Genomic DNA, 24,943 nt, shown 5'->3' with positions numbered 1-24,943 from the left:
CATGACCTGGCAAAACCATCTTGCTACGCGAACTCCGAAGCGGCAAGAGCGCGGGCGGTCTCCTTTGGTTGGGGGTAGCAGCACGTCCCCTGCTGGATGCTTTCCAAGCCCGCAGGCTTGACCATCCCTCGCCCTTCCCCCATAGCGAAGGCAAAGATTTCCAAGACACGGACGGACCATTCCATGGGTTTCAAATGCGGTATCGTCGGGCTGCCCAATGTCGGCAAGTCCACCCTCTTCAACGCGCTGACGAAGACGGCCGCCGCACAGGCGGCGAACTATCCCTTCTGCACCATCGAACCGAACACCGGCGAAGTCGCCGTGCCCGACCCGCGCATGCAAAAACTCGCCGAGATCGCGGGCTCCAAGGAAATCATCCCGACGCGCATCTCCTTCGTCGACATCGCCGGCCTGGTGCGCGGTGCCTCGAAGGGTGAAGGCCTCGGCAACAAGTTCCTCGCCAATATCCGTGAAGTCGACGCGGTCGTGCATGTGCTGCGCTGCTTCGAAGACGATGACATCACCCATGTCGAGGGCCGCATCAACCCGGTTGGAGACGCCGACACGATCGAGACGGAGTTGATGCTCGCCGACCTCGAAAGCCTCGAGCGTCGCGTCGAGCAGACGCGCAAGCGCGCCACCGGCAAGGACAAGGATTCCATCGCCCAGCTGCCGGTCATGGAAGCCGTGATCAAGCTCCTGAATGAGGGCAAGCCGGCCCGCCTCCTCCTGAAGACCCTGGCACCGGAAGAGATCGAAGTCCTGAAGGGCCTCAACCTTCTGACGTCGCATCCGGTTCTCTACGTCTGCAACGTCGCCGAGGCCGACGCCTCGACCGGCAACACGCACACCGAAGCCGTCGCCGCCATGGCCAAGGAACAGGGCGCCGAATGCGTCATCATTTCGGCCGCGATCGAATCCGAGGTCGCCCAGCTTCCGGAAGAAGAAGCGGCAGAATTCCTGTCGGCGCTCGGCCTTGAGGAAGCGGGCCTCGACCGCCTGATCCGCGCCGGCTACCACCTCCTCGACCTCATCACCTATTTCACCGTTGGCCCGAAGGAAACGCGCGCCTGGACCATCGTGCGCGGCACCAAGGCGCCGCAGGCCGCCGGTGTCATCCACACCGATTTCGAACGCGGCTTCATCCGAGCCTTCACCATCTCCTTTGACGACTACATCGCCTACAAGGGCGAAGTCGGCGCCAAGGAAGCCGGCAAGGGCCGCGACGAAGGCAAGGAATACGTCGTCCAGGATGGTGACGTCATCCACTTCCGCTTCAACACCTAACTACTGCGGGAGCGCCGCATGGCCCAACTCGTGTTCGCCGACTTCCCCATCGGACGGCGGTTCGATTTCCCAAGCCGCACGCTGTCGGCGGAAGAGATCGTCGCCTTTGCCGGCGAGTTCGACCCGCAGCCGATGCACGTCGACGAGGCTGCAGGCAGGGCCAGCATCCTCGGCGGCCTGTCGGCATCCGGCTGGCACACCAGCGCAATCATGATGCGCATGCTCTGCGACAGCTATATCGATCGGACCGCAGCGGAAGGCTCCCCGGGTGTCGACAGCATGGAGTGGCGGAAGCCGGTTCTGGCCGGAGACACGCTTTCAGGACATGTCACGGTCACCGAGGCGCGCCTGTCGCGTTCGCGGCCCGAGATCGGCATCGTCCGCTTCGTGGCGGAGGTGACGAACCAGCGCGGTGAGACGGTCGCCGTCTGCGACTATGCCAACATGATCCGCGTCGAGGCAGAGGAAACGGTGCATGCGCCTGGCTGAGCTTTATCCCGCCAACGAGAAGATCAACCTCGGCTCCCATCACTTCGACGCTGACGCGATCATCCGCTATGCCCGGCAGTTCGACCCGCAACCCTTCCATGTCGATGCTGATGCGGCTAGGCACTCGCTGTTCGGCGGGCTTTGCGCCTCCGGCTGGCACACCTGCGCGGGCTGGATGAAGACCTTCGTGGCGTTCTGGAGCGCCGAATATATTCGATTGAAGAAGGCGGGCATCGCTCCGCCGGAACTCGGGCCGTCCACCGGTTTCCGCAAGTTGCGCTGGTTTCGGCCGGTCTTTGCCGGCGACACGATCACCTATTCGGTGATGCTGCTCACGTCGCGGCCACTGGCCTCACGCCCCGGACGCCTGATCAACACAATCGTCTGCGAAGGGAAAAACCAGCACGGTGAACCGGTCGTCAGCTTCGAGAGCATCGTACTGGAATTCGTCTGAGCGGTTGGGGCTCCGGGACGACATCCTATTTCGGTTGCTGATTCTCCAGCGGCAGCCAGTCTGCTCCGTGATGCCGACCAGATCCGGCATCCTGTGCGCTCAAGTGGCCCTCACCATAAGGCGAAGTTTCCGATCGAACTGAACCGGCATCCAAAGCCGCTCAATGCCCCTCATAGGCGACGAGCGTGCGCACTTCGACGCCGAGATCCTCCAGCTTCATCCGGCCACCGAGGTCCGGCAGGTCGATAACGAAGCAGGCCGCAACGATGTCGGCGCCGAGCTGGCGCAGCAGATTGACCGCCGCAACCGCCGTGCCGCCGGTGGCGATCAGGTCGTCGACCAGGATCACCTTGTCGCCCGGCTTCAGCGCATCCTTGTGAACTTCCATCTCGTCCACGCCGTATTCGAGACTGTAGGCGATGCGCACAGTTTCGCGCGGCAGCTTGCCCTTCTTGCGGATCGGAATGAAGCCGCTCGACAGTTGATGCGCCATAGCACCGCCGAGAATGAACCCACGCGCCTCGACGCCGGCGACCTGCGCCACACCCATACCCGCGTAGGGATGGACCAATTCGTCGACCGCCCGCCGGAACGCGCGGGGATTGCCCAGCAGCGTCGTGATATCGCGGAAGATAATTCCCGGCTTCGGATAGTCCGGAATGTTGCGGATCGCCGCGATCAGTTCGTCGTGGAGCGTGTTCATGTGCAGGTTCCGTATGGCGGATCAGGAAAAGAGAGGGGCAACGGCTGTCGATTGCAAGGGGGATTCGTCGGCGCATGAAAAAAGGCGGCACGGGGCCGCCTTCTTCGCATGTCGTTGGAACAGCTTAGTGTTCCTTGTTCGCGTAGACCGACTTCTTCGTCAGGTAGATCAGGCCGGTGAAGATCACCAGGAAGACCATGACCATGAAGCCCATGCGCTTCCGCGCTTCCAGGTGCGGCTCTGCGGCCCACATCAGGAACGCCGAGACGTCGTGCGCGTACTGGTCGAGCGTCTGCGGCGAACCGTCGTCATAGGTGACCTGGTCGTCGGAGAGCGGGCTGGCCATGGCGAGCGTGGCCGAGTTCGCGAAGTACGGGTTGTAGTGCGTACCCTCGGCGACTTCGACGCCTTCCGGCGGATCCTGGTAACCGGTCAGCAGCGAGTAGATGTAGTCCGGCCCGCCTTCCTGGTACTGGGTGAAGATATCGATGACGAACTGCGGGAAGCCGCGGGTGATGCCGCGGGCCTTCGCGATCAGGGAGAAGTCCGGCGGCGCCGCACCGTTGTTGGCAGCCGCAGCCGCCTCGTGGTTCGGGAACGGCGATGGGAAGTAGTCGGATGCCACGGCCTTGCGGGTGAACATCTCACCGTCGGCGTTCGGGCCGTCCTGGACTTCATAGTTCGCCGCGAAAGCCTTCACCTGGGCTTCCGAGTAACCGAGGTCCTCCAGCGTGCGGAAGGCGACCAGGTTCATCGAGTGACAGGCGGCGCAGACTTCGGTGTAGACCTTCAGGCCGCGCTGCAGTTGACCCCTGTCGTACTTGCCGAACGGACCGGCGAACGACCAGTCCTGTTCGCGCGGCTTGTTGATCGGGTAGTGCGGGGTGGCGTGCTCCGCCGCCGCACCGCCAGCCGCGGCATGGTCCTCCTGTGCGGTGGCGATCGATACGCCGAGGCCGGCGACGACTGCGAGCGACAGAATGCTTGCAAGAAGCTTTTTCATTTTGTTCGGTTTCCTTTCGTCGCGTCGCGATCAGGCCTTGGCCAGCTTTGCGTTGGCGTTCTTCTGTTCCAGAACCGCTTCCGTGATGGAATTCGGAATGCGCTTCGGGGTCTCGATCAGGCCGAGAACCGGCATGATGACGAGGAAGAAACCGAAGTAGTAGAGCGTGCCGAGCTGCGAAAGGATGACGTAGATGCCTTCTGCCGGCATGGCGCCGAGGTAGCCAAGCATGATGGCGTTGGCGACGAAGAGCCAGAAGAACAGCTTGTACCACGGGCGGTAGACAGCCGAGCGGACCTTCGAGGTATCGAGCCAGGGCAGGAAGAACAGGATGATGATCGAGCCGAACATCACCAAAACGCCGCCGAGCTTGGAGTCGATCGGGCCAACGTTGAAGGTGATCGCGCGCAGCATCGCGTAGAACGGCAGGTAGTACCATTCCGGAACGATGTGAGCCGGGGTCTTCAGCGGATCAGCCGGGATGTAGTTGTCCGGGTGGCCGAGGAAGTTCGGCATGTAGAAGATGAACCAGGCAAAGACGATCAGGAAGACCGAGACGCCGAACGCGTCCTTCATCGTCGCATAGGGCGTGAAGGGTACGGTGTCGGTCTTGGACTTCACCTCGACGCCGGTCGGATTCGTCTGGCCGGTGACATGCAGCGCCCAGACGTGCAGGACGACGACGCCGGCAATCATGAAGGGCAGCAGGTAGTGCAGCGAGAAGAAGCGGTTCAGCGTCGGCTGGTCGACGGCGAAGCCGCCAAGCAGGAACTGCTGGATCCACTCGCCCACCAGCGGGAAGGCCGAGAAGAAGCCGGTGATAACGGTCGCGCCCCAGAAGGACATCTGACCCCAGGGCAGAACGTAGCCCATGAAGCCGGTCGCCATCATCAGGAGGTAGATGACCACGCCGAGAATCCAGAGGATTTCGCGCGGCGCCTTGTAGGAGCCGTAGTAGAGACCACGGGCGATGTGCAGATAGACTGCGATGAAGAAGAACGACGCACCATTGGCGTGCATGTAGCGCAGCAGCCAACCGTTGTTGACGTCGCGCATGATCTTCTCGACCGAGGTGAAGGCCTCGCCGGTGCTGGCGACATAATGCATCGCGAGCACGATACCGGTGAGGATCTGCGCAATCAGCATCACCGACAGCATCGCACCGAAGGTGTAGCTGTAGTTCAGGTTGCGCGGCACCGGATAGGAAACAAAGCTGTCATGGATCATGCGCGGCAGCGGCAGGCGCGAGTCGACCCATTTTTCGATGCCGGTCGTCGGCTGGTAGGTGGAGTGTTCAGCACTCATAATCAGTATTCCCCCTCAACCGATCTTGATGACTGTGTCTGAAACGAAGGCGAAGGTCGGCACGTGAAGGTTCTCCGGCGCCGGACCTTTGCGGATGCGGCCGGCCGTGTCGTAGTGCGAACCGTGGCAGGGACAGAACCAGCCGCCGAAATCGCCGGCCTGGCCGAGCGGCACGCAGCCGAGATGGGTGCAGGAACCGATCATCACGATCCAATTTTCCTTGCCCTCGCCGGCGGAACGCTCAAGGTCGGTGGCTTCTGCATCGGCCGGAACGTTCGCGTTGCGCGCGTTCAGATCCTTCAGATCGCCGAGCGGAACAGCCTTGGCCTCTTCCACTTCCTTGTCGGTGCGGTTGCGGATGAAGATCGGCTTGCCGCGCCACTTCGCCGTCAGCGACATGCCCGGCTCGAGGCTCGAAACATCGACCTCGATCGATGCGAGCGCAAGCGTCGAAGCATCCGGACGCATCTGGTCGATAAACGGCCAGGCGAGCGCGGCCGCACCGACCACGCCGGCCATCCCCGTCGTAATGTAAAGAAAATCGCGGCGCGTGGGTTCGCCCGCGGTCCCGCTTGTTGTGTCGTGTTCGCTCACGGCCTGACCATCCTCTCACGCAAAGTCTGCGGTTACCGCACTGACCTCATGGTTACCGAGAATCCGGACACAATGCGGCCATAGATTCCCCGCCAATCGGGCGCGTTCTAAGCTCGAACGCAAGTTATGTCCAGCCTTGGCAAGCGCAGGTGGGCACATTGTCGCGGGAAAAGCCAGTGCAGTGATTTCATTGCCGAAGCCGACATCCCGCACCTTGCGGGGCAGCGGCCGACCGCGGAACGGTCTCCATTGCGTTTCGTCTATTCCGCGGCTTGATCCCGCGCAAGGAATCCGCCCGATTGACGCGCCCAGAGTTCGGCGTAGAGGCCACGCCGAGCCACGAGCTCGATATGCGTTCCCTGCTCGACGATCCGGCCACGGTCCATCACGACGAGACGGTCGAGTGCAGCGATCGTGGAGAGGCGGTGCGCGATGGCGAGGACGGTCTTGCCGCGCATCAGCTTCTCAAGGTTCGACTGGATGGCGGCCTCTACCTCCGAGTCGAGTGCGGAGGTCGCCTCGTCGAGCACCAGGATGGGCGCATCCTTCAGCATCACCCGCGCGATGGCAATCCGCTGGCGCTGGCCACCCGAGAGCTTCACCCCGCGCTCGCCGACATGCGCATCGAAGCCCTTGCGGCCGCGCTGGTCCTCGAGGCGTTGGATGAACTCGTTGGCCTCGGCGCGGCCGGCGGCGGCGATCACCTCGGCTTCGCTCGCGTCCGCCTTGCCGAACAGGATGTTGTCCCGGATCGACCGGTGCAGAAGCGCGGTATCTTGGCTCACCATGCCGATGTTGGCGCGGAGGCTTTCCTGCGTCACGGCGCCAATCTCCTGGCCACCGACAAGGATGCGGCCACCCTCCAGGTCGTAAAAGCGCAGCAGCAGGTTGACGAGGGTCGACTTGCCCGCCCCCGAACGGCCGACGATCCCCACTTTCTCGCCGGGGCGGATGGTCAGCGAAAGATTGTCGATCACCCCTGACGGACGTCCATAGTGGAAGCGGATGTTCTCGAAGCGAATTTCCGGCCGCGTCATCACAAGGGGCCGGGCGTCCGGCCGGTCAACGAGACCGATCGGCTGCGAGATCAATTCGGCGGAATTCTGGATCGTGCCGATGTTGCGCATGATGCTGTTGAGCTGGGTCATCAGGCGGTTGAGCAGGAAATTGAGCCGCAGGACGAGCGCCATGGTAAAGGCAACCGCGCCCGCGCTTATCATCGAGGCGAGCCACAGGTGGATGCACAACACGCCCATGCTGACGATCATGATCCCAGAAAGCAGGCCCAGGGACGCGCGAACACCCGTCAAGAAGCGCGTGAAGCGCAGGATCGTCGCCTGATAGGTCTCAAAACCCTGCAACATGTAGCGATCGTTGACGTCGTCACGCCCGAACAGCTTCAGCGTCTGGATGTTTGAATAGGCGTCGACCATGCGGCCGTTCAGCATGGACGCCGCTTCCGCGGATTCCTTGGAATGATAGCGGATGCGCGGCACGAAGAACCGCGCCAGCAGCGCGAAGACGCCGATCCAGACGCAGACGACGGCGGCCAGCCGAAGATCGAGCCCGCCGATCAACACCAGCGTCGAGGCGGCATAGATCATCACGAACCAGATGCTTTCCATGAAGGAGGTGATGACGTCGCCCGTCGCCTGCCCGGATGACCAGACCTTGGTGACGATGCGTCCGGAGAAGTCGTTCTGGAAGAAGGAAAGCGACTGGCGCGCGACATGCGCGTAGGACTGCCAGCGAACGAGATTGTAAAAGCCCGGCGTGATGACCTGCTGGTCGAACAGCGCCATCAGGAAGGTAACGCCGAAGCGAACGATGCCGATCAGTAGCAGCATCGCCAGAAGCTCATAGCCATGACCGGCGATCAGCCCCGACCAGCCATCGGCCGGCTTCACCGTGCCCAGGATGTCGACGAGCCGCCCGACGAACCAGAAGGTCGCCGCCTCGATCGCCGCCGTCAACCCGCCAAGGATCATCAAGGCGACGAACGGCCCCGGCGCCTGGCGGACGTAAAACCAGATGAAGCCGATCAGGCCGGCGGGCGGGCGCAGATCCTCGGTGCGCGCAAACGGCTTTATCCAGTTCTCGAAATGGGAAAAGATCGCGCGCAGAACCATGGGCAAGATATAGGCCGATTCCCGAGGGCAGCAAATTAAAGTTCGGACAGGAGCCTGCCCGCCATTTGGCGGACAGGTCCGTTTCACTCACTCTGCCGCGGCTTCCGCCTTCTCGTCGTCGGCAATGAAGCCACCGGACTGGCGGTTCCAGAGGTCGGCGTAGATGCCTCCGCGGGCGACGAGTTCGGCATGGGTGCCCATCTCGTGGATATGGCCCTTGTCGAGGACGATCAGGCGGTCCATCTCCGTCAGCGTCGACAACCGGTGTGCAATCGCGATCACCGTCTTGCCTTCCATCAGCGCGAACAGGTTCTCCTGGATCGCCGCCTCGACCTCCGAATCCAGCGCCGAAGTCGCCTCGTCGAGGATCAGGATCGGCGCATCCTTGAGGAAAACGCGCGCGATCGCGATGCGCTGGCGCTGGCCGCCGGAGAGTTTGACGCCGCGCTCGCCGACCTGCGCATCGAGGCCGCTGCGGCCCTGCTGGTCGACGAGGTCGTCGATGAAGCTCCAGGCATTGGCGCGTTTGGCCGCCTCGATGATCTCCGCGTCCGTTGCCTCCGGCCGACCGTAGGCAATGTTGTCGCGGATCGAACGGTGCAGGAGCGAGGTGTCCTGCGTCACCACGCCGATCTTGCTGCGCAGGCTGTCCTGCGTGACCTCGGCGATGTCCTGGCCGTCGACCGTGATGCGGCCCTTCTCCAGGTCGTAGAAGCGTAGGAGCACGTTCATCATCGTCGTCTTGCCGGCGCCGGAGCGGCCGACCAGGCCGATCTTCTCGCCCGCGTTGATCGACAGCGACAGGTCTTCGATCACGCCCTTGCTCTTGCCGTAATGGAAGCCGACGCGGTCGAACTCGATCGCGCCCTTCCTTGCGGCAAGCGGCGGCGCCTGCGGACTGTCGGTAATGTCGTGCGCCTTCGTCATCATGCCCATGCCGTCATAGACGGTGCCGATGTTCTCGAACAGCGCGGTCACTTCCCACATCACCCACTGCGACATGCCGTTGATGCGCATGGCGAGCCCGACGGCGACCGCCACGGCGCCGACTGTCACATCGCCCGACATCCAGAAATAGATGCCGATGGCCGCAGTTAAGAACATCGTGATGACGTTGTTGACATCGATCAGGATGTTGAACCGCGTGATGAGGCGCATCTGCTTGTGCACCGTCTGCAGGAACTCGTCCATGCCCTCGCGGGCATAGGTTTCTTCACGGCCGGCATGCGAGAAGAGCTTCACGGTCGCAATGTTCGTATAGCTGTCGACGATCCGGCCCGTCATCATCGAGCGCGCATCCGCCTGTTCGCGCGAAATCACCATGAGCTTCGGCACGAAATAGCGCAGGATGCTGACATAGATGACGAACCACAGAAGCAGCGGCACGACCAGACGCGGGTCGGCCGAGGCGATGATCGCGATCATCGAGACGAAGTAGCTCACCACGTAGATGAAGACGTCGATGATCTTCATGACAGTCTCGCGCACGGCGAGCGCCGTCTGCATCACCTTCGTCGAGACGCGGCCGGCGAACTCGTTGGCGAAAAAGGTCATGCTCTGGCGGATGAGGTAACGGTGCATCTGCCAGCGGGCGATCATCGGGAAATTGCCCGCGAGCGCCTGATGCATCGTCATCGTGTGCAGCGCGCCGAAGCCCGGAATGAGAACGAGCAGCAGCACGGCCATCCAGACCAGCGTGCCGCCCTCGCGGGCAAGGAACGTGCTCGGATCACCAGCCGAGAGCCAGTCGACGATATTGCCGAGGAACCGGAACAGCAGCACTTCCGCGATCCCGAGCACCATGGAGCAGAAGCCGAGCAGCACCAGCCACGGCGCAGCCGGCCGCGTGTAGTGCCAGAGGAAGGCAAGAATTCCCTTCGGCGGGAGCGTCGGCTCCTCGGAGGGATAAGGATTCAATCTGCGTTCGAACCAGCCGAACATGGTGGTCTTCTCCGAAATCTGCCCGGGGTAACGTGGCACGGCTTTCGCAGGAGCGTAAGCCTGACAGGGATGCCCGGGAGACCGCAAGGCGAGCGACGGGGCCACCCACGGTCGATTGAAAATTCAAGTTTGAAAGAGCGCCGAGCGCCTAGGCGAGACGGTAAGTGATGCCGTCAAGGAGGCGTTGTCGATATGCTGTGTCCATATGGATGCCTCCCTGTTCTCGCGTTGAAGATGAGCCTTGTTACCGTGAAATGCGACATTTTGCCAGAGGAAACCGTCGGAAATTGCGCCATTGCCGGTCGCTGTTGCCGGATCGGCACAACCTGGCCGTTCTACTGCCGACCGCAATGGCGTCGGACCGGCTCGTGCGTGATGGCGGACAACGGTGGTGCCGCGGCCCCGACCTGCGCATGGCACAGGCCGGATTTCGATTCCGATGCGAGGGTTTATGCGCTAAGGCGAAAGCCATGTCGCAACTCCGCATCGCCCTCTACCAGCCCGACATCGCCGGCAATACCGGCACGATCCTGAGGCTCGCCGCCTGCCTCGGGCTCGGCGTCGACATCATCGAACCCGCCGGCTTCGACATCTCCGACCGCAGCCTCAGGCGCGCCGGCATGGACTATCTCGCCGCCGTCACGCTGACCCGGCACGTCACCTGGGAGCGGTTCGCGGAATGGCGCGAGGCCAGCGGCAGGCGGCTCGTTCTCGCCTCGACCAGGGCCGCAACACCCTATGTCGACATCGCCTACCAGGCGGACGATATTCTGCTGTTCGGCCGGGAAAGCGCCGGGGTTCCGGACCACGTGCACGAAAGTGCGGATGCCCGCGTGCTGATTCCCATGGTCGAGGGACAGCGCTCCATCAACGTCGCCATGTCGGCGGCAATGATCGCCGGGGAGGCCTTGCGGCAGACGGGCTTCTGATCCGACCCAATCCAGCCCTGACCAATCCGGCGACGCTGCGACGCTGTCATAGACCGTTTCCCAGCGCGCAGCCGGAGCCCCCCTGCCCCAGGGCCACGCTCGGCAATCAGCTACTCGACCTTGCTGGCAAGCAGCTTGTCGATGCGGCGGCCATCCATGTCCACGACCTCGAACTGCCAGCCCTGGGTCTGGACGACCTCGCCTGTGACCGGAAGATGCTGGAGCAGATCGATGATAAGACCGGCGGCGGTCTGATAGCTTCGGCTGTCGGATAGCGACAGGCCGAGTTGGTCGGCCATTTCATCGATCGGCATCGAGCCGGAGATTAGCCAGGATCCGTCGGCACGCCGGACGGCATAGTCGTCCTCCTCGCCTTCACCGACATCGGATCGGAACACGCCGGCGATGGCCTCCAGGACGTCGGCCGGCGTCAGCACGCCTTCGAAGTGGCCGTATTCGTCGTGGACGAGCAGCATCGGCACGTCGGAGGAGCGCAGCGCTTCGAGCACGCGCATGGCGTCCATGCTGTCGGGAATGACCGGCGCCTGGCGGATGTAAGTGCGAATGTCGAATGGCGCGCCGGACGAGGCCGCCGGCAGAAGCTCCTTCACCTGCAGGATGCCGATGATCGATTCGATGCCGCCGTCGCCGACGGGCAGGCGCGAATGCGGACTTGCGAAAATCTGCTGGCGGATTTCGTTCCGATCGTCGCTGAGGTCGATCCAGTCGACGTCCTTGCGCGGCGTCATCAGACCCCTTGCCTCGCGGTCGGAGAAGCGCATCACGCCAGCGATCATGCTCTGCTCGCCGCTCTCGATGACGCCCGCCGCTTCGGCCTCCGCCATGACGGCCTTGATCTCCTCGTCGGTGACGACGCTCTCCGGTGTTTCGTGCAGGCCGAGCACGCGAAAGATCAGCCGCGTGGAGCCGTCCAGCAACCAGACGAACGGGCCGCCCGCCTTGGAAAGCAGCAACATGGCGGGGGCGACCGAACAGGCAAAGCGCTCCGGATTGCGCAGGGCGACCTGCTTGGGCACGAGTTCGCCGACGACGACCGAAAGATAGGTGATGATCGTGATGACGATGCCGTAGCCGAGCGGTCCGGCGAGCCAGTTCGACACGCCTGCATCGCGCAGGATCTCACCCAGACGCAGGCCAAGCGCCGCACCCGAGACGGCACCGGCCAGGATGCCGACGAGGGTGATGCCGATCTGCACCGTGGACAGGAATCTGCCGGGATTGTCGGCGAGGCGAATGGCCGCCTCGGCCCCTCGCTTTCCCTGCGCAGCGAGCGTCTTCAGGCGGATTTTTCGCGATGAAACGATGGAGAGTTCGGAAAGGGCAAAGACCCCGTTGATGACGATAAGAACAAATGCAATCGCAAGCTCGAACAAGCGGTGTTCGCCGGACGCATTTCTCGAACCGGCACCTTTCTGCTGTTTCAGATGCGCCGCAAACTACGGGGCAACGCCTTCAGGGTCAATGCAAACCTTGTCGACCTGTGCCAATTCCCTATGCCGATTCAATGTCGGGACGGCGAGCATCAGACCCGTTGAACCCGTGCGGCTGCCGTCAATCCGCGCTCGGCAGCCGCCGCATGGTGAACTCGATCCGATCGCCTTCGAGCGGACGCCAGCTTTCCACCTCGGTCCAATAGGCGGCCTTCGGCCAGGTATCGAACCATTCGCGGGCCTTTAGGCGCGCAGCGCCGCGCTCGAGGCGATAGGTCTCGCGGATGAAGTGGCCCTTTTCCTGTCCGGCCCGTTCGCGTCGGCTCTGTTCGATCCGTCGTCTCAGGCCATCGAGCGGCGGGGGCCCTGGAATACGCGCCATGCAGATTTCCTCCGGCAGCACATTCATGGCCTAAACATAGGATGTCGCCGGCGCTTTGGCGAGTCCTCCCGCCCCAACGCCGCCGAGGCACGGTTGCCAAGTGTGGCAGAAAAATGGGAAGTGTCGGGAAAGCCGAATCGGCCGTAGAATGTGGCCCGACAATCAGGAACAGATCATGGAAAGACCGGACCTGCCGCAGGGCCTGCCGGATGACATCGAATCCAAGAAGGCGCGCGCGCGCGCCTGGTTCGAGGCGTTGCGCGACCATCTTTGCGCGTCCTTCGAAACGCTCGAAGACGAGTTGCAGGGTCCCCTGAGCGATCGTGCGCCCGGCCGCTTCGTTGCGCGCGACTGGCAGCGCGATGACGGCGACGGCGGCGGCGGCCGCATGTCGATGATGGAAGGCCGCGTCTTCGAGAAGGTCGGCATCCACACATCGACCGTCTACGGCGAATTCTCTCCCGAATTCCGCGGACAGATACCGGGTGCGAGCGAAGACCCGCGTTTCTGGGCCTCCGGCATCTCGCTGATCGCCCATCCGGTCAATCCGAACGTTCCGACCGTGCACATGAACACCCGTATGGTGGTCACGACCAGCCACTGGTTCGGGGGCGGCGCGGACCTGACGCCGATGCTCGGCCGTCGTCGGCTGCAAACCGATCCCGACACGCTCCTATTCCACCGGGCCATGGAGATCACCTGCACCCGGCATCCGGTCGCCGACTATCAGAAGTTCAAGACCTGGTGTGACGAGTACTTCTTCCTCAAACACAGGAACGAGCCGCGCGGCATTGGCGGCGTCTTTTACGATTGGCAACATTCCTCGGAGGAAGCCGGCGGCTGGGAAGCCGATTTCTCCTTCACCCAGGATATCGGCAGGGCATTCGGCCTGGTCTATCCGAAGATCGTGCGCTCCAACTTCAACAACGGCTGGACCGAAGAAGACCGGGACGAACAACTGATCCGGCGCGGCCGCTACGTCGAGTTCAACCTGCTCTACGATCGCGGCACCATTTTCGGCCTGAAGACGGGCGGAAACGTCGAGTCGATCCTCTCGTCGCTCCCCCCGGTCGTCCGCTGGCCCTGACCCGATTATAGCAGGCCCGAGACGTCATTCGAATTCCGTGCCATCCTGTTTCATGTTAGCATTTCCTCGCATGGTTCCATCGGAGGAGGGTTATCATGACGAATGCGACTGCCGGTGTGCCGAGTGACGCCGAGCCCGGCCAGCATAGCGCCGAATTCCTCAATCGGATCGCCGAGAAAATGCGCCTCGAAAGCGGCAGCGGCCTGCCGCGAGACTATTTTCTGCAGTTGGTTCGGCGCCAACTCGCCGACACCGGCTCTGCAAATCCGTCCAGAGATGCCAGGTACCAGTCCTCCGCCTGCTTCGACGCCTGGGCAAAGCCCGACAGCAAGATCGGCTGACTAGGCCAGAATGGGCCCGTCCCGACACGGCGGATCTGGATTTGTTGTGTCCAAGGTCCCTCACGCATCGCCAAGGCAACCAAGGGAGACACGCCATGAGACTGTTTGAATGCGGAACGCTTGTCCCGGGCTGTGAATGGCATACCCGCGCCGACAATGACGCTGAAGTCATGCGCCGCGTCGTCGAGCACCTGCGCGATACGCATGGCGAGACGGTGATCCGCGAGAACATGCTCGAAAACATCAAGGCCCGGATCGTCGACGAGCCGACGGTGGAGAGTGCCTAAAGCGCGCCGCGATCTTTCAGATTCGCTCACCGCGCTTTAGGTCATTGTTCTTTCACATGTCTTTATCCCGAAACCAGTTCCCACTTTCGGGAGACCTGCTGTAGAGCGGTGCATTGAAGGGCACTGGGCGCGCATCGAAAAGAATGCGCGTCGGAAAGACCCTTACGTCGCGAGTGCTGCCAGCCGGGCAAGAAGGCTTGCCCGGTCGAGGTTGAAGTTGCTCTCGACCCACTCGTCTTCCAGTGTTCCGAGGATTTCCCCCACCTTCGGGCCGGCCGGAACGCTAGCCGCCAGGACGTCCGCGCCGGAAAGCGGAAAATTGGGCTTCGACCAGCGTTCGGCACGCGCGAGCAATCGCTGGCAAAGGCCGCTGAAGGCCATGGCATGCGGTTCAGCCTCGGCCTTCGCTCGCGATGACGCGAATGCCAGCCTCAGGCGAACGACGATCCCCTGCGCACCATTGCGGTAGAGCATGCGGTCGAAGGTCGTCTCTGCGAGCGTGGCTGGGATCTCGGGCGCGCCGGCCCACTGGGCCAGATAGGCCGCTTCCGCGCGAGAAAGCTTCAGACGCGCCGCCAGCCTCGCGAGCCGTTCCGCATCCGGCGGCAGGATCGCGGCCAGCCGAAGCATCGGATCCGGCGTCCAACCGCAGGCGGTCTCGGCGGCGATCAGGGCGGGAACGGCATCGATGCCCCATTTCTCCGTCTCCGGCAGGATCTCGGTCAGAACACCCGACTGGCGCATCCACAGAAGGGCGCGGACCGGATCGGGTGCGGAAAGCAGCTTCTTCGTCTCCGACCAGATGCGTTCGGCCGACAGGGAGGCGAGCTTTGCCTTGGCACGCGCGCAGGCGCGAAGGCCATCGGCATCCGGCCGCCCGCTGCCGTAGAAGGCGAAGAAGCGGAAGAAGCGGAGAATCCGCAGGTAGTCCTCTGCGATCCTCTGATCAGCGTCGCCGATGAAGCGCACCGTCCGCGTTTCGATGTCCGCCAGGCCATCGACGAGGTCGATCACCGAGCCGTCGGCCGTCGCGTAGAGCGCGTTGATCGTGAGATCGCGCCGCTCGGCGTCCTCCTGCCAGTCCGTGCCGAATGCCACCTGCGCGCGCCGGCCGTCGGTTTCCACATCGCGGCGCAGCGTCGTGACCTCGAAGGGGGTTCGCTCCACGACTAGCGTCACCGTGCCATGGTCGATGCCGGTGGGCACCGCTTTGACCGCGGCGGCCTTGGCACGCGTGATCACCTCCGTCGGAACAAGGGTGGTGGCAATGTCGACATCGCCCACCGGCATCCCCAGCAGGCTGTTGCGCACGGCCCCGCCGGCGACGCGCGCCTCACCGCCATCTTCATTGAGCAGCCTCAACACGTGCTGCAGCGCCGGATCCTTGAACCAGGCCTGATCCGCAACCGATGTCATGCATAAAGCCTTTCATAGATCACCCGGACGATGCCTGCAGTGATGCCCCAGATGTTTCGGCCCTCATAGGGCATGCGATAATAGTGGCGCTCGGTGCCGAGCCAGACGCCGCTTCCCATCGCGTGATTGGCCGGATCCATCAGGAAGGACAGCGGCACCTCGAAAACCTCGTCGACTTCATCCGGATTGAGGTGCAGGGAAAAGCCGGGCTGCACCACCGCAAGGACCGGCGTGATGCGAAACCCGGACAGCGCCATGTAGTCCGGGAGCCGCCCGACCGGCTCGACCAGCCGGCGATCGAGCCCGATTTCCTCCTCCGCCTCGCGTGCGGCGGCCTCTTCCATGTCGCGGTCGGTGTCGTCCACCGCGCCGCCCGGAAAGGCGACCTGGCCCGAATGCTTGCGCAGCGAGGCGGTGCGTTGCGTGAAAATCAAGCGCGCGTCGTCACCGTTGTTGACCGCAGCGATCAGCACGGCGGCGTCCTTCAGCTTCATGCCCTCGACATGGGCAATGGTCGTCGGATTGAGCTTCGCATCCCCGTTCTCGCGCCAATCTTCCGGGTGCAACGTCAGGGACTGCGCCATGGCCCGGCGACGGAATTCGGCGGCGCTGTAGAGGGGAAAGCTCATCGCGACAGCGTTTCCAGCTCGGCCGCCGGCATGATCGGGAACACGGCTCCGCCGGAGCGCACCGCAAACATCGGCGTTCCGTCGATGTCGATCGTCTCGCCGAGTGCGACGATGTCGTACATCACCGGTCGGGAAATCAGCGCCTCCAGCCGTCCGCGCACGTGAAGATACGGCTTCAACTCATTGTTTTCGCCAAAAATGACGAAACGCAAGGGATGCCCGATTCCGGCCTCCACAACGTCGCCGACATTGGTGCGGAAGGTGAGCGTCTGGCCTTCCCCTTCACCCTGCACGTCCATCTCGACGGCCACGAAAGGGGCGTCGACGACGCGGATGCCGACCTTTTCCACAGGGGTTACGAGATAGGTCTTTCCGTCTTCGTCGCGCCGCAGCACCGTGGAAAAAAGCCGCACGAGAGGTGCCCGGCCGATCGGCGTGCCCATGTAGAACCACGTCCCATCGGCGCGTATCTCCATGTCGATATCGCCGCAATCCGGCGGATTCCACTTGTCCACCGGCGGCAGGCCGCGGCTCTGCCCACCCGTGTCCGCGGCAGCGCGCGCGATCAGCGCCGCGAGCCCGGCCGGGTCGCCCGTCGCCTGAAATTCGCCTTTCGCCATTGTTCCGTCCCGGTTGCCCCCTATCTCATTCCTATGTCACGAGATAGTCATTTCATGGCCGCTTGTCAGCAGCGGGCGAGCCTATAAGCTCAATATTCGACCGGCGGTATCGCCGGACTGTAAAACTGGCACCTGGAGACCACCATGGGCGTCGCGAAATCCCCCGAAACAGGCCTGGACGAAAAAGCCGTCATCGCTGCCGCCGAGCACGCGCTTGCCGATATCGCGCTGGTGCGCAAGGAAGTCGGAAAGGTGATTTTCGGCCAGGAGAGCGTGGTCGAGCAGACCATGCTCGCCATCCTTTCCGGCGGCCACGCGCTGCTCGTGGGCGTGCCGGGGCTGGCGAAGACGAAGCTCGTGGCGACTCTCGGCACCGTGCTCGGCCTGTCCTCGAGCCGCATCCAGTTCACCCCGGACCTGATGCCCTCCGACATCCTCGGCTCCGAAGTGATGGACCAGGACGAAAACGGCAAGCGTTCGTTCCGCTTCGTCCCCGGTCCAATCTTCACGCAATTGCTGATGGCCGACGAGATCAACCGTGCCTCGCCGCGCACGCAGTCGGCACTCCTGCAGGCGATGCAGGAATACCATGTGACGGTTGCGGGTCGTGCCAACGATCTTCCCCGCCCCTTCCACGTACTTGCCACGCAGAACCCGTTGGAACAGGAAGGCACCTATCCGCTGCCGGAAGCCCAACTCGACCGCTTCCTGCTGCAGGTGGACGTGAACTATCCGGATCTTGCCGCCGAGCGGCGGATCCTGCTTGAGACGACCGGGACCGGCGAAGCGCATGCGGGACAGGCGATGACCAGCGCGCGGCTGCAGGAAATCCAGACGCTTATCCGCCAGATGCCGATTGGCGAGACCGTGCTGGACGCGATCCTCTCGCTGGTCCGCTCGGCCCGTCCGGGCAACGGCAATGCCGCAACCGACAAGCAGGTCGCCTGGGGCCCCGGCCCCCGCGCCGGCCAGGCGTTGATGCTATGCGCCCGCGCCCGCGCGCTCTACGATGGCCGGCTCGCCCCGTCGGTGGACGACGTGCTGGCGCTCGCCGAGCCGGTGCTGCAGCACCGCATGGCGCTGACCTTCGCCGCCCGCGCCGAAGGGATTTCCGTGCGCGACGTCATCGCCTCGCTCGTCAATCGGGCCCGCGGCTGACGGGGAGCGCGCCATGCCTGCAATCGGCGAGATCGTCCGACGCACACCGACAGCCGAGGTTCTGTCGCGGGCGCAGGCGCGCGCGGCTCTGGTACCGGACTGCCTGGTGGAGGCGCGCCGCCTTGCCAACACCGTGATTGCCGGCTGGCATGGCCGCCGGAAGCGCGGCATCGGTGAAAACTTCTGGCAGTTTCGTCCCTACGTGACCGGCGAGAGCCTTGCGCGGATCGACTGGCGGCGCTCGGCCCGCGACGACCATACATATGTGCGCGATCGGGAATGGGAGGCGGCGCACACGATCTGGCTCTGGGCCGATCTGTCGCCCTCGATGATGTACAAGTCGAGCCTCGGCGCGGTGTCGAAGGAAAGCCGCGCGCTGGTGGTGCTGCTGGCGCTCGCCGAGATCCTCGCACGCTCGGGCGAGCGGATCGGCTGCCCGGGCATCATGGAGCCGATCGCGGCCCGCAATGCGGCCGAACGGCTCGCGACCGCCCTTGCCCACAGCACACTCGCCGACGGCCTCCCCTCCACCGAGATGATCCGCGGTTCGAGCGATATCGTGCTGATCGGCGACTTCCTTGATCCGCCGGATGCGGTGATGGAGCGGCTCGGACCGGTGGCCAAACGCGGCCTGCGCGGCCACGTGATCGAAATCGCCGATCCGGCCGAAGAACTGTTCCCCTATGCCGGCCGCACCGAGTTCACCGACCCCGAATCCGGGGAGAAGTTGACGGCCGGTCGGGCCGAGACGCTCAAGGACGACTACGCCCGCGCCTATCAGGCCCGCCGTACCACGCTGGCCGATAACCTGCGCCATCTCGGCTGGAGTTTCGTCGTGCACCGCACCGACCATCTCGCGTCCGAAGCGATCGTCGCTGCGCACATGTACCTCTCCGGTCTGCCGGACATGAGGGCTGCGGGAGCACACCGATGAGCAGCCTCGTCTTCGTCTATCCGGCCGTCCTTGCCGCACTCGTGCTTCTCCCGGCGATCTGGTGGCTCCTGCGGCTGACGCCGCCAAGGCCCGTCGTCGAAGCCTTTCCGCCGTTTCGCATCCTCGCCTCGATCCTGAAGCGCGAGGAGACGCCGGCGCGGAGCCCTTGGTGGCTGACGTTGCTGCGAATGCTGATGGCGGCAGCCGTCATTCTCGCGATCGCCGAGCCTGTGCTCAATCCGCGCGAAAACACCCTTTCAGCCGCCGGTCCGCTCGTGCTCGTCATCGACAACAGTTGGGCCACCGCCACCGACTGGCAACGGCGCGTCGACACCGCATCCGCCCTGATTGACGATGCGGAGGCGCGTAACGTTCCCGTTTCGATCGTGTTCACCGCCGAACGGCACCACGATGCCGTGCCGAGCGACGCGGCAACGGCCCGCACGCGGCTCGCCGCGACCCAGGCGCTCCCCCTGCCGGCAAATCGCGACTCTGCGCTCGCCGCCCTGAAGACAGCACTGGCAAACACGCCGCCGGGCACGCTTGCCTTCCTTTCCGACGGGATTGCCGGCGGTGATGACGACGGCACGCTTTCAGCGTTGAAAGCACTGCAGCCGGCAAATCTGCGCCTGATCGAGGGGGACGGCAGAGGAACCATCGCGGTAACGTCCGCCAACAACGACGCGGAAGCAATGACGGTCAGCGCAAGTCGTCTTTCGACGGGCGAAGCGCGAACGCTCGCCCTGACCGCCCACGACACGCGCGGACGGCCGATCGGCAACGGAACGCTCACCTTCAAGCCCGGCGAAGCAATGGCGACCGGCAGCATTGCGGCGCCCTTCGAACTGCGCAACGATTTTGCCCACATCACCGTCGATGGCCTGGCCTCGGCCGGTGCGACCTATCTCCTGGACGACGGCTTTCGGCGGCGGCGTGTCGCCTTCCTGAGCGGTGAAACACAGGATGCCAGCCAACCGCTGCTTTCGCCGCTGCACTACATCGAAAAGGCGCTCGCCCCCTATTCAGACCTGATCCGTCCAGGCGTTGCCGACCTCGCCACCGCCATTCCTGAACTCCTCGAACAGCGCCCGTCGGTGGTGATCATGGCCGATATCGGCCGGCTGCCGGAGGAGGCTTACGCGCCGATGAACAAATGGCTGGACGCTGGCGGCATGCTGATCCGCTTCGCCGGCCCCCGTCTCGCCGCAGCCCCCGCCGATGATCCGCTGGTGCCCGTCATGCTCCGAAAGGGCGAACGCGCGCTTGATGGCGCGCTTTCCTGGTCTGAGCCGCAGCCGCTCGCCGACTATCCGCCGACGAGCCCCTTCGCCGGCTTGCCGCGAGCGGACGACGTGCTGGTCAAGCGCCAGGTTCTTGCCGAGCCGACGCCGGACCTTCCCGAGCGGACCTGGGCGAGCCTCGCCGACGGAACACCGCTTGTGACGACCGGAAAAATCGGCGCCGGGCGGATCGTGCTTTTCCACGTCAGTGCCGAAACCGGCTGGTCGAACCTGCCGCTTTCGGGCGACTTCGTCGAGATGCTGCGCCGCACCGTGCAGCTTTCGCACGGCGGCGGCGTGGCCGTATCGGGCGAAGCGCAGGGACAGCGCCTGCCGCCGTTCCGGCTGCTGACCGCGGTCGGCACGCTGACCACCGATACCGGCGAGGCCAAGCCGCTCGATCCGTCCACTGCCGGCAAGGTTACGGCCACGGAAGACAATCCTCCGGGTCTCTACGGCGCGCAGGATGGCTTTGTCGCCCACAACCTGTTTCCGGCCGGCCAAAGGCTGGCACCGCTTCCAGCAGCGACCGATCTGGCAATCGAGCGCGAAAACCTGATCGGCGAAGTGGCGAAATCGCTCAAGCCGACGCTGTTCCTGATTGCGACTCTGCTGTTGATCGCAGACTGCCTCATCGTGCTGATCATGAGCGGTGCCTTCGCCCGCACCATCAGGCAGGCGCCAGTGCGCGCCGCCGCCCTCGCCCTCCCCTTCGCGCTGTCATTGGCGTTGCTGGCCCTTTCGCCAGGATCGTCCCTTGCTGACGACACCAAGCCCGGCGACGATGCGCTGCTGGCCCGCCTGGACACGACCCATCTCGCATATGTCGTCACCGGGGAAAGCGATGTCGACCACACCTCGGAACGCGGGCTCGCAGGTCTGACCGAGTTTCTCACCTACCGGACGACGCTCGAACCCGGCGAGCCGGTCGGCGTCGACATCGCGACCGACGAACTGGCCGTCTATCCCCTGCTCTACTGGCCTGTCAGCGCAAGCGCGGAAATGCCGACGCCCGCCGCCATCAGCCGCATCGATGCCTACATGCGCAACGGCGGCACCGTGCTGTTCGACACACGCGACCAGTTTTCCTCGATCGAGAACGCCGGCGAAGCCAGCCCCAATACGCAGCGGCTGCGCGCGATCCTGGCCGACCTCGACATTCCGCCGCTGGAGCCCGTGCCGGCCGACCACGTCCTGACAAAGGCGTTCTACCTCCTGACCAATTTTCCCGGCCGCTACGCCGGAAGCCCCCTCTGGGTCGAGGCGGAACTCGACCACAAGGATGATCCAAACCGACCGGTGCGGTCCGGCGACGGCGTGACCCCGATCATGATCACCGGCAACGATTTTGCCGGCGCCTGGGCGATCGACGACAACGGCATGCCGCTGCTGCCGACAGTCCCCCCCGATGAGGTCCAGCGCGAGCACGCGTTCCGTGCTGGCGTCAACATCATGATGTATATGCTGACCGGCAACTACAAGGCGGACCAGGTCCACGTTCCCGCTCTTCTCGAACGGCTGGGGCAGTAACATGAGCATCGCCTTCTCACCGCTCATTCCCTGGTATGCACTCGCCGTACTCGCCGCAGTTGCCGTGCTGCTGAGCGCCTTCGGGCTCTGGCGCGGCCTGCGCGGTTCGGCGTTGCGCGCGCTGGCACTCGCATTGCTGATGCTGGCGCTCGCCAACCCGGTCGTCACACGCGAGGAGCGCGAGCCGCTTCCGACAGTAGTCGCCGTCGTCGTAGATCGCAGCCAGAGCCAGCAGAACGCCGATCGAACCGCGATGACCGACAAGGCCGTCGAGGAGCTCAAGGCACGCTTGGCCCGTTACCCGCGCCTCGAGCCGCGCATCGTCGAAGCGGGCAACGATCCGGACTCCGACACGCCCTCGACCCGCCTCTTCGACGCACTGACGGCCGCCCTTGCCGACGTTCCCCCCTCGCGAGTGGGTGGCGCTATCCTCGTGACGGACGGACAGGTGCACGACATCCCCGACCCGGCCGCCTTCACCAGCTTCGATGCACCCGTGCACGCGCTGATCACCGGCCGCCCGGACGAATTCGACCGGCGCATCGAGGTCCTCAGCGCACCGCGCTTCGGCATCGTCGGCGAACCGCAGGAACTGAAGTTTCGCGTGACCGACGACGGCAAGGGGCCGGGAACGACGGCGCACGTGACGATCCGCTTGAACGGCAACGAGATCGCCTCGGAGATGGCGACCCCTGGCGCGGAAACCCCCTTCAGCTTCACGGTGCCGCGCGGCGGCAGCAACGTGCTGGAATTCGCCGTCGAGCCGGTCCCCGGCGAAATCACCACCGCCAACAACCGCGCCGTTCATCTAATCGACGGCATCCGCGAGAACCTGCGCGTGCTGCTCGTGTCCGGCGAACCGCATGCCGGTGAACGCGCCTGGCGCAACCTGCTGAAGTCGGACACGGCGATCGACCTCGTCCACTTCACGATCCTGCGTCCGCCGGAAAAGCAGGATGGAACGCCGATCAACGAGCTGTCACTGATCGCATTCCCGACCCGGGAACTGTTCGTCGACAAGATCAACGAGTTCGACCTGATCATTTTCGATCGCTACCAGCATCGCGGCGTGCTTCCGATCCTCTATTACGACAACATCGCCCAATACGTGGAAAATGGCGGGGCGCTGCTGATTGCCGCCGGCCCCGAACATGCCGGCAGCGATTCGATCGCCTATACGCCGCTGTCCGCGGTGCTGCCAGCAACGCCGACCGGCGTGATAAACGAGAAGGCCTTTTATCCGCGGCTCACCGAACAGGGTAAGAAGCATCCTGTCACGCGCGGGCTGGAGGGGGCACTCGAGGAACCGCCGCACTGGGGACGCTGGTTCCGTACGGTCGACGTGGCCCCGCCGCAGGGCAGCGTCGTCATGGAAGGGGCGGACAACCACCCGCTCCTGGTGCTCAACCGCCACGGCAAGGGGCGCGTCGCCATGCTGCTGTCCGATCAGGGCTGGCTGTGGGCGCGCGGCTTCGAGGGCGGCGGCCCGCACGTCTCGCTCTATCGCCGCACCGCCCATTGGCTGATGCAGGAACCGGCGCTCGAGGAAGAAGCCCTGACGGCGCGCGCCTTCGGCCGGACGCTGGAAATTACGCGCCAGACGATCAAGGCAGCCCCAGGCCCCGCAATCATGAAATTGCCCTCGGGCAAGACGAGTTCCGTCGAACTGAAGGCCGATGGCCCCGGACTTTACCGCGCCGAGGTCAAGACGGCAGAAACCGGCCTCTATGAAATCGAGAACGAGGGGTTGACGGCGTTGGTGCATGTCGGCGCAATCGATGCCCCGGAGTTCAAGGCGACGATCTCGACCACCGAGACGCTTGAGCCGCTGGCTGACAAGACTAAGGGAACGGTGCGGCGTCTGGCGGATGCCGAAAACACCCTCGACATGCCGCCGCTGCTGCCGGTCTCCGGCTCCGTGCGCGCGTCCGATCCGCAGCGCCTTTCGCTCCGCCTGACCAACGAAACGGCGCTGAAGAGCGTCGACAGCCTGCCGCTCTTTGCCGGCTTTGCCGGCGTCGGGCTGCTGCTGCTTGCGCTGTCGGGCATGTGGTATCGTGAGGGTCGCTGAACCGGCGCGTCAGCGCTGAGCGGAGACGCGCCAGGACAGGTGTTCATCGGGCCGATGACGGCCCCGCACGGGATGGAGGTTTCGATGCCCTCAACCTTCAACGTCCACGATTCAAGCGGCTATGAACAACTGATGGGGCGCTGGAGCAGAATTCTCGCCCTCCAGTTCATCGATTTCGCGGGGCTTACCGACGGCGAGAAAATCATCGATGTCGGCTGCGGCACCGGTAGTCTCACCTTCGCCCTCGCCAAGGCTGCCAATGTCGAAGAAATTGTCGCGATCGACTATTCGCCAGTCTTCGTCGAAGCGGCGACCCGGAGCAACACCGACCCGCGCGTGACGATCCGGCAGGCGGATGCCTGCGCCCTGCCCTTCGACACCGGCAGGTTCGATCGCGCCATGGCGCTGCTTGTGCTCCATTTCGTGCCCGACGCCGCCAAGGCCGTCGCCGAGATGCGCCGCGTCGTCCGACCGGGCGGCGTGGTTGCGGCGGCCGTGTGGGATCACCTTGGCGGCATGCCCGGCATGCGCATGATGGTCGATACGGTGGGGGCACTTAGCGAAAGCGGGCGTCAGCTGCGCGGCCGTTATTGCTTCCAGCCCATGATGCAACCTGGTGAACTGAAACGGACCTTCGTTGAGCAGGGCCTCGTGGACGTTACGGAAACCCAGCTCATGGTTCGAATGGACTACCGGAATTTCGACGACTACTGGGCGCCGATGGCTGCGGGCGAAGGCCCGCTCGGCCAGTATGTCGCCGCACTCGGCACCGAAGAGCGGGCGCGCACCGACGCCGCCGTGCGCGATGCCTACGAGGCTGGCCAGCCGGACGGCCCAAGATCATTTGCGAACATCGCGGTGGCCTGCCGGGGCATCGTTTCCTGATCCGAAGCATTTTGGGGCAATTCGCCGGCAACTCTCGC

General features: G+C 64.1%; 23 protein-coding genes. 12 read left to right on the top strand and 11 right to left on the bottom strand.

Features of this window, described 5'->3' with window-relative positions:
• Positions 1-183 precede the first annotated feature (183 nt).
• The 3 genes from ychF to J2Y48_RS14875 are packed head-to-tail and all read left to right on the top strand — an operon-like array spanning position 184 to position 2,230.
• A complete protein-coding gene (ychF, locus tag J2Y48_RS14885) occupies positions 184-1,287 on the top strand; it encodes a redox-regulated ATPase YchF (protein WP_310419444.1) in 1,104 nt (367 codons plus the stop codon).
• Between the two features lie 18 nt (positions 1,288-1,305).
• On the top strand, positions 1,306-1,776 hold the full coding sequence (locus tag J2Y48_RS14880; protein WP_310419440.1) for a MaoC family dehydratase: 471 nt from the start codon (positions 1,306-1,308) through the stop codon (positions 1,774-1,776).
• The gene (locus J2Y48_RS14875; RefSeq protein WP_310419438.1) at positions 1,763-2,230 is read left to right on the top strand and encodes a MaoC family dehydratase; all 468 of its coding nucleotides are present in this window, start codon (positions 1,763-1,765) and stop codon (positions 2,228-2,230) included. Before J2Y48_RS14880 ends, J2Y48_RS14875 begins: the two co-directional genes overlap by 14 nt.
• 160 nt (positions 2,231-2,390) lie before the next feature.
• On the opposite strand, the gene J2Y48_RS14870 is transcribed toward J2Y48_RS14875, so the two are convergent.
• From J2Y48_RS14870 to J2Y48_RS14845, 6 genes are all read right to left on the bottom strand, one after another.
• Positions 2,391-2,933 (bottom strand): adenine phosphoribosyltransferase, encoded by a 543-nt coding sequence (locus tag J2Y48_RS14870; RefSeq protein ID WP_310419435.1) that lies wholly within the window; start codon positions 2,931-2,933, stop codon positions 2,391-2,393.
• 124 nt (positions 2,934-3,057) lie between these two features.
• The gene (locus tag J2Y48_RS14865; protein ID WP_310419432.1) at positions 3,058-3,936 is read right to left on the bottom strand and encodes a cytochrome c1; all 879 of its coding nucleotides are present in this window, start codon (positions 3,934-3,936) and stop codon (positions 3,058-3,060) included.
• A 30-nt stretch (positions 3,937-3,966) separates the two neighbouring features.
• The gene (locus J2Y48_RS14860; protein WP_310419429.1) at positions 3,967-5,241 is read right to left on the bottom strand and encodes a cytochrome b N-terminal domain-containing protein; all 1,275 of its coding nucleotides are present in this window, start codon (positions 5,239-5,241) and stop codon (positions 3,967-3,969) included.
• 15 nt (positions 5,242-5,256) lie between these two features.
• Entirely contained in the window at positions 5,257-5,835 is a 579-nt protein-coding gene (gene petA / locus J2Y48_RS14855) for a ubiquinol-cytochrome c reductase iron-sulfur subunit (RefSeq protein ID WP_310419427.1), read from the bottom strand.
• A 260-nt stretch (positions 5,836-6,095) separates the two neighbouring features.
• The gene (locus J2Y48_RS14850; protein ID WP_310419819.1) at positions 6,096-7,964 is read right to left on the bottom strand and encodes an ABC transporter ATP-binding protein; all 1,869 of its coding nucleotides are present in this window, start codon (positions 7,962-7,964) and stop codon (positions 6,096-6,098) included.
• Positions 7,965-8,051: 87 nt separating this feature from the next.
• Complete coding sequence (locus J2Y48_RS14845; protein WP_310419425.1) at positions 8,052-9,905, bottom strand: ABC transporter ATP-binding protein; 1,854 nt, start codon at positions 9,903-9,905, stop codon at positions 8,052-8,054.
• A 470-nt stretch (positions 9,906-10,375) separates the two neighbouring features.
• On the opposite strand from J2Y48_RS14845, the gene J2Y48_RS14840 reads away from it, so the two are divergent.
• Entirely contained in the window at positions 10,376-10,834 is a 459-nt protein-coding gene (locus J2Y48_RS14840) for a tRNA (cytidine(34)-2'-O)-methyltransferase (RefSeq protein WP_310419422.1), read from the top strand.
• Positions 10,835-10,944: 110 nt separating this feature from the next.
• On the opposite strand, the gene J2Y48_RS14835 is transcribed toward J2Y48_RS14840, so the two are convergent.
• Both J2Y48_RS14835 and J2Y48_RS14830 read right to left on the bottom strand, forming a co-directional pair.
• Positions 10,945-12,228 carry a hemolysin family protein gene (locus tag J2Y48_RS14835; RefSeq protein WP_310419420.1) on the bottom strand — a complete coding sequence of 428 codons (1,284 nt, stop codon included), beginning with the start codon at positions 12,226-12,228 and terminating at the stop codon, positions 10,945-10,947.
• Between the two features lie 178 nt (positions 12,229-12,406).
• Entirely contained in the window at positions 12,407-12,667 is a 261-nt protein-coding gene (locus tag J2Y48_RS14830; protein WP_310419417.1) for a hypothetical protein, read from the bottom strand.
• 175 nt (positions 12,668-12,842) lie between these two features.
• Here J2Y48_RS14830 and hemF point away from each other — a divergent pair, with 175 nt between their 5' ends.
• From hemF to J2Y48_RS14815, 3 genes are all read left to right on the top strand, one after another.
• Positions 12,843-13,754, top strand: coding sequence for an oxygen-dependent coproporphyrinogen oxidase (gene hemF, locus J2Y48_RS14825; protein ID WP_310419414.1), 912 nt, complete (start codon positions 12,843-12,845; stop codon positions 13,752-13,754).
• Between the two features lie 95 nt (positions 13,755-13,849).
• On the top strand, positions 13,850-14,095 hold the full coding sequence (locus J2Y48_RS14820; protein WP_310419411.1) for a hypothetical protein: 246 nt from the start codon (positions 13,850-13,852) through the stop codon (positions 14,093-14,095).
• A 95-nt stretch (positions 14,096-14,190) separates the two neighbouring features.
• Positions 14,191-14,382 (top strand): DUF1059 domain-containing protein, encoded by a 192-nt coding sequence (locus J2Y48_RS14815; RefSeq protein ID WP_310419408.1) that lies wholly within the window; start codon positions 14,191-14,193, stop codon positions 14,380-14,382.
• A 162-nt stretch (positions 14,383-14,544) separates the two neighbouring features.
• Here the strand turns inward: J2Y48_RS14815 and J2Y48_RS14810 are convergent, their stop codons facing one another.
• The 3 genes from J2Y48_RS14810 to J2Y48_RS14800 are packed head-to-tail and all read right to left on the bottom strand — an operon-like array spanning position 14,545 to position 17,047.
• A complete protein-coding gene (locus tag J2Y48_RS14810; RefSeq protein WP_310419404.1) occupies positions 14,545-15,798 on the bottom strand; it encodes a CCA tRNA nucleotidyltransferase in 1,254 nt (417 codons plus the stop codon).
• Positions 15,795-16,427 carry a CoA pyrophosphatase gene (locus J2Y48_RS14805; RefSeq protein ID WP_310419401.1) on the bottom strand — a complete coding sequence of 211 codons (633 nt, stop codon included), beginning with the start codon at positions 16,425-16,427 and terminating at the stop codon, positions 15,795-15,797. The genes J2Y48_RS14810 and J2Y48_RS14805 overlap by 4 nt, the downstream gene beginning before the upstream one ends.
• Complete coding sequence (locus J2Y48_RS14800; RefSeq protein WP_310419398.1) at positions 16,424-17,047, bottom strand: DUF1285 domain-containing protein; 624 nt, start codon at positions 17,045-17,047, stop codon at positions 16,424-16,426. Before J2Y48_RS14800 ends, J2Y48_RS14805 begins: the two co-directional genes overlap by 4 nt.
• 144 nt (positions 17,048-17,191) lie before the next feature.
• Here J2Y48_RS14800 and J2Y48_RS14795 point away from each other — a divergent pair, with 144 nt between their 5' ends.
• The 5 genes from J2Y48_RS14795 to J2Y48_RS14775 all read left to right on the top strand — a co-directional run bounded on the left by J2Y48_RS14795 (position 17,192) and on the right by J2Y48_RS14775 (position 24,905).
• A complete protein-coding gene (locus tag J2Y48_RS14795) occupies positions 17,192-18,205 on the top strand; it encodes a MoxR family ATPase (protein WP_310419395.1) in 1,014 nt (337 codons plus the stop codon).
• 13 nt (positions 18,206-18,218) lie between these two features.
• On the top strand, positions 18,219-19,139 hold the full coding sequence (locus tag J2Y48_RS14790) for a DUF58 domain-containing protein (protein WP_310419392.1): 921 nt from the start codon (positions 18,219-18,221) through the stop codon (positions 19,137-19,139).
• Positions 19,136-21,949 carry a DUF4159 domain-containing protein gene (locus J2Y48_RS14785; protein ID WP_310419389.1) on the top strand — a complete coding sequence of 938 codons (2,814 nt, stop codon included), beginning with the start codon at positions 19,136-19,138 and terminating at the stop codon, positions 21,947-21,949. Before J2Y48_RS14790 ends, J2Y48_RS14785 begins: the two co-directional genes overlap by 4 nt.
• A 1-nt stretch (position 21,950) precedes the next feature.
• A complete protein-coding gene (locus tag J2Y48_RS14780) occupies positions 21,951-24,020 on the top strand; it encodes a glutamine amidotransferase (RefSeq protein WP_310419386.1) in 2,070 nt (689 codons plus the stop codon).
• 84 nt (positions 24,021-24,104) lie between these two features.
• Positions 24,105-24,905: a methyltransferase domain-containing protein gene (locus J2Y48_RS14775; protein ID WP_310419382.1), complete on the top strand. Its 801-nt coding sequence runs from the start codon at positions 24,105-24,107 to the stop codon at positions 24,903-24,905.
• Positions 24,906-24,943 lie beyond the last annotated feature (38 nt).

This window comes from Mycoplana sp. BE70, assembly GCF_031455855.1.
Classification (GTDB): domain Bacteria; phylum Pseudomonadota; class Alphaproteobacteria; order Rhizobiales; family Rhizobiaceae; genus Mycoplana.
The sequence above is the reverse complement of the archived record's forward strand: the minus strand, read 5'-3'. Positions and strand labels throughout refer to the sequence as shown.

Coding starts and splice junctions, on each gene's coding strand:
- ychF (WP_310419444.1), top strand. CDS start 184: ATGGGTTTCAAATGCGGTATCGTCGGGCTGCCCAATGTCGGCAAGTCC.
- J2Y48_RS14880 (WP_310419440.1), top strand. CDS start 1,306: ATGGCCCAACTCGTGTTCGCCGACTTCCCCATCGGACGGCGGTTCGAT.
- J2Y48_RS14875 (WP_310419438.1), top strand. CDS start 1,763: ATGCGCCTGGCTGAGCTTTATCCCGCCAACGAGAAGATCAACCTCGGC.
- J2Y48_RS14870 (WP_310419435.1), bottom strand. CDS start 2,933: ATGAACACGCTCCACGACGAACTGATCGCGGCGATCCGCAACATTCCG.
- J2Y48_RS14865 (WP_310419432.1), bottom strand. CDS start 3,936: ATGAAAAAGCTTCTTGCAAGCATTCTGTCGCTCGCAGTCGTCGCCGGC.
- J2Y48_RS14860 (WP_310419429.1), bottom strand. CDS start 5,241: ATGAGTGCTGAACACTCCACCTACCAGCCGACGACCGGCATCGAAAAA.
- J2Y48_RS14850 (WP_310419819.1), bottom strand. CDS start 7,964: ATGGTTCTGCGCGCGATCTTTTCCCATTTCGAGAACTGGATAAAGCCG.
- J2Y48_RS14845 (WP_310419425.1), bottom strand. CDS start 9,905: ATGTTCGGCTGGTTCGAACGCAGATTGAATCCTTATCCCTCCGAGGAG.
- J2Y48_RS14840 (WP_310419422.1), top strand. CDS start 10,376: ATGTCGCAACTCCGCATCGCCCTCTACCAGCCCGACATCGCCGGCAAT.
- J2Y48_RS14830 (WP_310419417.1), bottom strand. CDS start 12,667: ATGGCGCGTATTCCAGGGCCCCCGCCGCTCGATGGCCTGAGACGACGG.
- hemF (WP_310419414.1), top strand. CDS start 12,843: ATGGAAAGACCGGACCTGCCGCAGGGCCTGCCGGATGACATCGAATCC.
- J2Y48_RS14820 (WP_310419411.1), top strand. CDS start 13,850: ATGACGAATGCGACTGCCGGTGTGCCGAGTGACGCCGAGCCCGGCCAG.
- J2Y48_RS14815 (WP_310419408.1), top strand. CDS start 14,191: ATGAGACTGTTTGAATGCGGAACGCTTGTCCCGGGCTGTGAATGGCAT.
- J2Y48_RS14810 (WP_310419404.1), bottom strand. CDS start 15,798: ATGACATCGGTTGCGGATCAGGCCTGGTTCAAGGATCCGGCGCTGCAG.
- J2Y48_RS14805 (WP_310419401.1), bottom strand. CDS start 16,427: ATGAGCTTTCCCCTCTACAGCGCCGCCGAATTCCGTCGCCGGGCCATG.
- J2Y48_RS14800 (WP_310419398.1), bottom strand. CDS start 17,047: ATGGCGAAAGGCGAATTTCAGGCGACGGGCGACCCGGCCGGGCTCGCG.
- J2Y48_RS14795 (WP_310419395.1), top strand. CDS start 17,192: ATGGGCGTCGCGAAATCCCCCGAAACAGGCCTGGACGAAAAAGCCGTC.
- J2Y48_RS14790 (WP_310419392.1), top strand. CDS start 18,219: ATGCCTGCAATCGGCGAGATCGTCCGACGCACACCGACAGCCGAGGTT.
- J2Y48_RS14785 (WP_310419389.1), top strand. CDS start 19,136: ATGAGCAGCCTCGTCTTCGTCTATCCGGCCGTCCTTGCCGCACTCGTG.
- J2Y48_RS14780 (WP_310419386.1), top strand. CDS start 21,951: ATGAGCATCGCCTTCTCACCGCTCATTCCCTGGTATGCACTCGCCGTA.
- J2Y48_RS14775 (WP_310419382.1), top strand. CDS start 24,105: ATGCCCTCAACCTTCAACGTCCACGATTCAAGCGGCTATGAACAACTG.